This is a genomic window from Luteococcus sanguinis (assembly GCF_039527675.1).
In the GTDB taxonomy this organism is placed as follows: Bacteria; Actinomycetota; Actinomycetes; order Propionibacteriales; family Propionibacteriaceae; genus Luteococcus; species Luteococcus sanguinis.
Window position 1 is genome coordinate 66,489 of sequence record NZ_BAAAKI010000001.1, and the last position, 8,353, is coordinate 74,841.

At 67.7% G+C, this 8,353-nt stretch carries 7 protein-coding genes; 3 read left to right on the top strand and 4 right to left on the bottom strand.

What is annotated here, in order from left to right; all coding sequences use genetic code 11:
• Nucleotides 1–54: 54 nt before the first annotated feature.
• The 3 genes from ABD089_RS00355 to ABD089_RS00365 form a co-directional block, all read right to left on the bottom strand.
• Nucleotides 55–1,092 carry a glutathione synthetase gene (locus tag ABD089_RS00355; protein ID WP_343884155.1) on the bottom strand — a complete coding sequence of 346 codons (1,038 nt, stop codon included), beginning with the start codon at nt 1,090–1,092 and terminating at the stop codon, nt 55–57.
• 66 nt (nt 1,093–1,158) lie between these two features.
• Entirely contained in the window at nt 1,159–2,307 is a 1,149-nt protein-coding gene (locus tag ABD089_RS00360) for a tyrosine/phenylalanine carboxypeptidase domain-containing protein (RefSeq protein WP_343884156.1), read from the bottom strand.
• Nucleotides 2,308–2,309: 2 nt separating this feature from the next.
• Nucleotides 2,310–3,107 (bottom strand): N-formylglutamate amidohydrolase, encoded by a 798-nt coding sequence (locus ABD089_RS00365; protein WP_343884157.1) that lies wholly within the window; start codon nt 3,105–3,107, stop codon nt 2,310–2,312.
• A gap of 156 nt (nt 3,108–3,263) precedes the next feature.
• On the opposite strand from ABD089_RS00365, the gene ABD089_RS00370 reads away from it, so the two are divergent.
• Nucleotides 3,264–4,184: an SDR family oxidoreductase gene (locus ABD089_RS00370; protein WP_343884158.1), complete on the top strand. Its 921-nt coding sequence runs from the start codon at nt 3,264–3,266 to the stop codon at nt 4,182–4,184.
• A gap of 288 nt (nt 4,185–4,472) precedes the next feature.
• The gene (locus tag ABD089_RS00375) at nt 4,473–5,114 is read left to right on the top strand and encodes a DUF1345 domain-containing protein (protein ID WP_343884159.1); all 642 of its coding nucleotides are present in this window, start codon (nt 4,473–4,475) and stop codon (nt 5,112–5,114) included.
• A gap of 6 nt (nt 5,115–5,120) precedes the next feature.
• Here ABD089_RS00375 and ABD089_RS00380 read toward each other — a convergent pair whose 3' ends face one another.
• Complete coding sequence (locus ABD089_RS00380) at nt 5,121–6,362, bottom strand: hypothetical protein (RefSeq protein WP_343884160.1); 1,242 nt, start codon at nt 6,360–6,362, stop codon at nt 5,121–5,123.
• Nucleotides 6,363–6,597: 235 nt separating this feature from the next.
• On the opposite strand from ABD089_RS00380, the gene ABD089_RS00385 reads away from it, so the two are divergent.
• Nucleotides 6,598–8,310 carry an ABC transporter substrate-binding protein gene (locus ABD089_RS00385; RefSeq protein WP_343884161.1) on the top strand — a complete coding sequence of 571 codons (1,713 nt, stop codon included), beginning with the start codon at nt 6,598–6,600 and terminating at the stop codon, nt 8,308–8,310.
• Nucleotides 8,311–8,353 lie beyond the last annotated feature (43 nt).

Consider the following 8,353-nt stretch of genomic DNA (forward strand, 5'->3'; position numbering starts at 1 on the left):
GGCGCCCCCTCGACAGGCTCGGGAACGGTCCTGGCCACTCGGTGGACGTCGGGATCAGAGGGCGGCGAGGGCCTTGTTGGGGAGACCGCCCGGGTAGTGGGCGCGCATGGACACCTTGCGTTCCAGCTCCTCGATGATGCGGGGGGTGAAGTCCACGTCGTAGATGTTCTGGGAGCTGCCCAGGCCACCGGGGGTGAAGACGTTGACCTCCATCAGCTTGTCGCCGACGATGTCGAGCCCGACGAGGAACATGCCATCGCTCACCAGCTTCGGACGGATCACATCCACCATCTGCAGCATCTCGTCGGTGATCGTCGCCTCGTGGATCTTGCCGCCGGCTGACACATTCGAGCGCATGTCCGCCGACTCGTTCACCCGGCGGAAGGCGGCGTAGTGACCGTCCACCTGCAGCGGGTGGCCATTCATCACGAACAGGCGCGTGTCGCCCTTCGCCGCCTCGGGCAGGTACTCCTGGGTCACCACGTAGCCGTCGCGCGCGATCGCCTCGATGATCTGGTTCAGGTTCGGCGACTCCTCGTCGTTGACCAGGAAGACCCCCGAACCGCCCGAACCCTGCAGCGGCTTCAGCACCGCCTTGCCACCGAGTTCATTGACGAAGGCGTTGATCTGCTCGGCGTCACGGCTGATCAGCGTCCGCGGCCGCACCACCTCCGGGAAGTGCTGGAAGTAGGCCTTGCTCATCGCCGTCGCCAGCGTCTCGGGGTCGTTGACGACCAGCACTCCCTGCGCCGCCGCCAGCTGCCCGAAGGCCACACCCGCGGTGGAGGCCCACGGACGCTCCGGGTCGGAGGCCGGATCGCTGCGCAGCATCAGGACGTCGAACTCCCCCAGCGGGGTCTGCTCGCCGTCGTCCTTCTTTATGTCGGCCAGGTAGCGCTCGTGCGAGCGGTAGGTCTTGGCCGAACCCCTGCGTACCAGCGCGCCCAGCGACCCGTCGGGAAGGTAGTTGAAGTCGCCCAGCCCGATCACGCCGGCCTCGTGGCCCATCTTGGTGGCGGTCAGCGCCAGCCGGGTGGTGGTGTAGCCAGCCTTCTCGGTGGCGATGTCGTTGACGAGGAATCCGATCTTCATGGTGCTCCTGTTCAGGGGTCGAAAGTCAGGGGTCGAAAGTCAGGGAGGGAAAGCTCCGGAGGTGCCTCAGGCGACGATCTGGGCGAGCGGCGTGGTGGCTGCTCGGGCCAGTCGTTCTGGGGCATCGGGCATGGCCAGCCAGTGCGCTTCCAGCCGGGGCGGGGCCAGACGTCCGTCCCGCTCCAGCTGTTCGACCAACCCCAGGTCCCGCAGCGCGAACTTCCCCCGGAACATCAGGTCGAGCCGTCCACCGTGCTTGATGTGCGAGAGGAGGTCCACCAGCCCGCGCAGGTAGCAGGCGTCCTTGGTGAGACCGCCGCCACGAAAGACTCGCATCACGGTGGTGAACGCGCTGCCACGCTTGGTGCCACGGCTGACCAGTTGCTGCCAGCACTCGTCGAACGGCGTGCCGTGGGTCATTGCATCGACCACCAGCACCCGCCCGGCCAGCTGGCGCAACCGGGCCCGGGTGAACTGGCCGCTGGCCACCTCGCCCAGCACGGCCAGACCCTCCTGGGTCTCGTCGCAGCCGGCCAGCCCCCTGCCCAGGCAGGTGATCTGCTGCGCGGATCCGTTCACCTGCGTCACCAGGTGGGTCCCGACCTCGTGCTGCAGCAGCGCATTGGCGCGGTCGGCGGTGCAGGGAATGCCGCTCGGCACCAGGAGGGTGTCGTGACTGACCATCACCCCGCTGACGTCCTCGCGGATCTCGGCGTGCATGACGACGTCCGGGTCCTGCCGGTGGTACCAGTCGATCTCGGCCTGTGCGAGCACCAGGAAGTCCTCGGCGCTGACCGGGTCGCCGGATGCCTCGGGCAGCGGTACCTCGTCCATCACCTGCCGGGCGATGTCGCGCAGCGCGGGCGTCACCGCTCCGTAGTGCTCGATCGCGAGCGGCAGGAAGTCGGACGTGTTCCTGGCCCGCATCATCTCCGCCTGCTGGGTGAGCTCGCGGTGCTTGGCGGCCAGCAAAGAGCGCAGCGTCGGGTCGTCCACCGTGTTGACGTCGATCCGCGCCAGGCCCGCCTTCAGCACGTCCGGGTCGGTGGACAGCTCGCGGTAGGCGAAGTCGGGCTCGCAGTGGTCGCCAGCGACCCACCGTGCCCGCACCTGCGAGGCATTCATCGGTGTCACGTCGAGCAGAAAGCGCATCGAGTCGCCGAGTGCCGCGAGATCCGCGTCGACGTGCCGGTCGTTCTCGCTGAAGGCACGCATGCTCACCGCACCTGGGCCAGTGCCGCCAGCACCGGTTCGCCCGTGGCGGCCAAGGCGGCGGCCAGCTCGGCGATGCGCTGCTTGTCGGCCTCGCCCGTCCACTCGTCCATGAAGGTCTTCTTGAACTCCAACGCCAGAGCGACGCCCACGCCGGGGTAGCGCTCGTGCACCCACCGGCACAGGTTCGCGCCCTGGAAGCGGACGTTCTCGCGGACGTCCAACCGCCCCCAGCTCACCTCGGCCTGGGACAGCGAATCGATGAAGGCGTCGACGACGCCGCCGAAGCGCTCCCGGTCCAGCGAACCGGTGCCGACGTTGACCTCCGGGTTGTCCCGCTCGGGGGAGACGGGCGCCTCAGCCCCGTCGCGACGGTGGTTGTAGGAGTGCACGTCGAACACGACGAAGGGGCCGCGCGCGGCAACCTCGTCCAGGCGTTCGCCCAAGGCCGCGTAGAAGGACTCGTGCTCCTCGCGGGAACGCTCGGCCACGTCATCGGGCAGGGCGCCGCCACGCCACACGTCCAGACCCCAACAGTCCTCGGGACGCTGGTAGACGGCCTTGTCGGGCGAGCGATTGAGGTCCACCTCGAAGCGGGAGCGGTTCACCAGCACCCTGGCCGGCACCAGCTGCGCGATCAGGTTGGTGAACGGATCTTCCTCGCGAACGCGGTCGTCCTCATCCAGCACCATCAGGTCGGCCACCTCGCGACGCAGGTCTTGTCCGGCGTGGATCGAGGTGGCGACGAGCTGGCCCTCCCATTGGCCGACGAACTCGAAGTGCGGGGTCGCGCTGGTGTCCATGCCGAGAAGCTTGCCGCCCGGGCGTCGCCGGGGTCAGCGCAATCAGCGTCCGGCGAACAGGCCCGCCGCCCTTCGGGTGGTGCCCTGACGAGCCTCCCGTGGCAGCGTGGATCTCGACGCGCGACCCCAGATCGCGGCACACAGAAAGGACGACCCGTGACCGAGAAGAAGCACCAGCAGGCCGAGAAGTCCCAGCTGGGTTTTGCCAACCCCGTTGACGCCTACGCCGACCTGGACATCCCCGAGCAGCAGCAGCCAGAGCCCGGCCTCGACGCCGACCTCACCCCGAAGCCCGATCGTGGCGAGAAGACCTACCACGGCCTCGGCCGGCTGGCCGGGCGCAAGGCCTTGGTCACCGGGGGTGACTCCGGCATCGGTGCCGCCGTGGTGATCGCCTTCGCCCGCGAGGGTGCCGACGTCGCCTTCGGCTACCTGCCCGAGGAGCAGGAGGACGCCGACACGATCAAGGCACTGGTCGAGGCCGAGGGAAGAGTTGCCGTGCCGCTGCCCGGGGACATCACCAACGCGGAGAACTGCCGCGAACTGGTGTCGCAGGCCGTCGAGAAGCTCGGTGGACTGGACATCCTCGTCAACAATGCGGGCCACCAGAAGGCCGTCGAGAGTCTCGAGGAGCTCACCGACGAGCAGTTCCAGCAGACACTGGACACCAACCTCTCCGCGATGTTCTGGATCACCAAGGCGGCCCTGCCGCACTTGGTGCCCGGCTCGACGATCATCAACACGACGTCGATCCAGGCCTACAAGCCCTCCGAGACGCTCGTCGACTACGCCACCACCAAGGCCGGCATCAACAACTTCACCAAGGGCCTTGCGCAGCAGTTGGCGCCCAAGGGAATCCGGGTGAACGCCGTGGCTCCCGGCCCGATCTGGACGCCGCTTCAGGTGCAGGGTGGCCAGCCGATCGAGAAGCTGCCGAAGTTCGGCAAGGACACCCCGCTGGGTCGAGCCGGTCACCCGGTGGAGCTGGCCCCGGCCTACGTCTTCCTGGCCTCCCCGGAGTCCAGCTATGTGATCGGCGAGACGCTCAACGTCAATGGCGGGATGCCGACGCCCTGACCTCTCGGCACGCTCGGGACCGTTCGGAGGCTCGGAGACCGCTCCGGGCCTCCACGGCGGCCACGCCCGTCGAGGTCCCGTGACGTGAAGCATCGCCCCTGTCAGAGGAGACGGTGCAGCAGCGTTGCACTGCTGCGTGGCAGGCTATTCCGCATGACCGGCCTGCGCAGGCACTGGGGGCAGTTCGAGTAGTTCGAGATCGTGCGGATCATTGGTCCGCGGGATGCAGTGCGATCCGGGACGGCCGTGGCGCAGAATGTGCACGCCCGATCGTCGGAAGGACCCCTCGTGCCCGCTCCCAACAACCACCGCCCAGCCCTTTTGCACGTCGGGGCGGCACTGGTGGTCGGAATCTTCGTCGCCTCAGCACTGCTCCTGCTCAGGCACGCGCAACTGGCGCTGGTCGGTGGCTGGGTGGCCACGGGGACAACGTGGTGTGCGCTGGTCTGGTTCTCGGTGCGCAGAATGGATGGGGACGCCACGAAGGAGCACTCGCAGGTGGAGGACAGCGGACGCGCGGCGAGCGGCTTTGGCCTGCTGATGGCCTCTGTCGCGAGCCTCGCCGGTGTGGGGCAACTACTGGTCGCCGGATCGCAGCAGGGTTCCTCAGGGATCGTGGAGGGCCTCCTCGGTCTGGCCGCCGTCTTCACGTCCTGGTTCACGGTCCACCTGGTGTGGTCGCTGCGCTACGCGCGCCTGTACTACGGCGAGGGCGATCGCGGCATCGACTTCCCCCAAGACGACAGCCCTGACTACCGCGACTTCATGTACCTCGGCTACTGCCTCGGGATGACCTACCAGGTCAGCGACACCGACCTCACCACCAAGGTGGTGCGTCGAGCTGTCACGCGCCACACGCTGCTGAGCTACCTGTTCGGCGCGGTCGTGGTGGCGTGCTCGATCAATCTGGTGGTCCAGTTGACGAGCTGACCCGAGTCAGCGCTCCCAGACGTAGAGCGTCGGACGAATGTCGTCAGCACTGATCCGGGCTGGCTCGATGATCAGCTGCCCGGTGCCCAGCACCGCCGAACCACCCTCGAACTCGACATCGCAGAGCAGGGCGAGGTCGCACTCGTCCGGGTGCGCCAGCAGATGCTCCACCTCCTCGGCACTCAGGTGCACCGGGCGGCCGGCGGTCTCGATCGCCTTGGCCAGCAGGAAGCGGTTCTCGCCGTCGCGGGTGAGCATGGCATCGAAGGGAAGGTCGGCGTGGGCCGCCACGACCTCCCAGCCATCGGCGACGAGCTGCTCGAGCGCACGTTGGGCCGCCTCGGCGCCCAGCGTGCGGCGTCGCGCATCCTCGGACGACCAGCCCGGTTCGGGTCGCACCATGGTGGGCCTGCCGTCGCCGAGGTGCTCGGCCCACAACTCCTCCAACTGCTCGGCCATGGGCTGGTGCAGCTCCACGCCGCCCTTCTGCGGTGTCCACCCGTAGCCGGGCACCCGCTGCTGGACGACCGAGAGGTCGATCATCCGCTCCTCGGGGAGCAGGACGTCCCAGGTGATGTCGACGTAGTTGCCGACCTTGCTCGGATCGTCCCAGTGCTCGGCCTGGTAGACGGGGGTGTGCACGATACCCGCACCGCGAATGCCGCGGTTGCCAGGGCCGGCCTGAACCAGGAAGACCCGATCGCCGGACTCGATGCCTTGGCGACGCCCACCGGTCATCCACGGCTCACGCCACGACCCACCAGCGGCGGTGCGGGCCACGATGTCGGCCTCGTCCTCGGGCGCCCAGACCCACTTGTCGGGGTAGAGGTTGAGCAGGAAGGTGCGCCGGGAGCGCGGGCTGTAGCGCTCGGCGGCTGGCATCGACTCCAGGTCGGAGGTGTCGAAGCTGGAGACCTGCGCGGTGGAGTCGACGGCACGGTTGACCAGCGCGTCACGCACCGGATCGCCGGGCGGCAGGATCCGTCCCAGCAGCGCTTGCCGCGGCCCCTCCGGGGTCTCGAGGTGCTCGATGCCCTCGAGTTCGGCGACCAGTTTCACCAGCCCCTCATGAGTGAAGGTGGCGAGGCTTTCGTTCTGCGCCTGTTCCTCCAGCACGAAGACGCCGCGGTTCGCGTTCCACGAGATCTCGTCCGAGACCTGTGGGTCATAGCCGACGAATGACCGAGGTATCGGCTGGGCCGCGGGGTCCACGTCGGTGCGGGCGTCAAGGTTGATGTTGATGGCCACGAGAGCCTCTTTCTGGACGGACGATGCAGGCTGCTCCCCGGAAAATACCGGCGAAATGGCGGTGGACAACCTTCCCGGCCGCATGTACGCCAACAGCCGAAAGGGGTTGGGGCAAGCATCTGCGGTCGCACCAAGGGCTGGAACCGAGAAACCAGGGGCAGGAACCGAGAAATATCCGCCGCATATACTCGAGCCTCGGCGCTGCCCACTTGGCGCCCCATCACAGGAGAACGTCATGAACCGTCGCGAACTGCTCGGACTCGGCCTCGCCACCGCTGCGATCGGCTTGGTCGGATGCAACGCAAATCCCACGTCTTCCACCTCCGTCGGCGCGGGCACCGCGTCCGGTTCGGCGGGCGCCGGCAGCAATGCATTCACCACCCAGACCCCGGTCAAGGGCGGCACCTTGAAGATCCTGAGCTCGTCGAAGGAGATCCACTTCGACCCTGCAATGAGCCAGAATCTGGCCACCTCGGGGATCCACTACATCGTCCGCGGCCTGACCGCGTGGAAGACCGACCCCAGCGCCGACACCGAGCTCGTCGCCGACCTGGCCACCGACACCGGCACCACCACCGACGACGGGAAGACCTGGAAGTACACCCTCAAGGACGGGCTGAAGTACTCCGACGGCAGCGCCATCGTTGCCGCCGACGTGAAGTTCGGCCTGGAGCGCAGCTTCGACGAGCAGTTGCAGGGCGGCCTGAGCTACCACAAGGTGCTGCTCGACGGTGCCTCCGACTACACCGGCCCCTCCAATGGCAAGCACCTGGACTCGATCGAGGTGCCGGACGAGAAGACGATCATCTTCCACCTCGTCCGCCCCTTCGCCGACTGGCCCTGGATCACCTCGATGCCAGCCTTCGCACCGGTGCCCGCCACCAAGGGCATGGGCATTCCCGCCTATGACCACACCCCGCCGTCGTCGGGCCCTTACATGGTGAAGGACTACCAGGTCGGCTCGAAGGTGACCTTGGTCCGCAACCCGAACTGGGACGCCGCCACCGACACCGTGCGCCCGGCCTGGCCCGACCAGATCGACTACGAGATGGGCCTCAACCCGGAGACCTCCGCCCAGCGGATGGCCTCCGACTCCGGTGACGACAAGAACGCGACCGGCCCCTCGGTCACGGCGGCGCTGATCACGAAGGTGAATGCGGACGCATCGCTGAAGCAGCGCGTCTACGTCTCCCCCTCGGGCGCGATCAGCTACCTCGTGATGAACACCACCCGCCCCGGTCTGAAGGACCTGGCGGTGCGCCAGGCCATCAACTACGCCGTCAACAAGCAGCAGGTGCAGACCATCCAGGGCGGTCCGGTATACGGCGGCGACATCGCCACCACCCTGATGCCGCCCGGCATCATCGGCCAGGCCGACTACGACCTCTACCCGGCGGAACCGACCGGAGACCAGGCCAAGGCGAAGGAACTGCTGCAGGGCAAGACGGTGCCTGCGCTCAAGCTCGTCGTCGACTCCTCGAACCCCGAGCAGGGGACGATGGCCAGCTCGATCGTCAGCGACCTGAAGGCCGTCGGCCTCACCGTGAACGTGGTCAGCCAGGACGCCGACAAGGCCACCGACACCCTGACCAAGAGTGGCGACTTCGACCTGGGCTTCGGCGGGTGGCAGGCCGACTACCCCTCGGCCTATGCCGCGCTGCAGCCGATCCTGGCCAGCTCCGAGATCGGCAACGGCAACTACAACATGGCCCGCCTGTCGGATGACGCGCTGGATGCCGCCATCCTGGCGGCCAGCCAGGAGACCGACGCGGAGAAGTCGAAGACCGCCTGGGCGGCCATCGACAAGCAGGCCATGGCGCTCGCTCCGGTGGTGCCGCTGGTCTACAACAAGAACGCGTTCATCTACGGCTCCAATGTGGGTGGCTCCTACATCCCGAGCTTCCCGAGCTACACCAACGCCCTGGCCCAAGGCCTCAAGAAGCCGTGACGCAGCCGGCATCGGTCATCCCGGGTGCCGCCTCCTCGTCCGA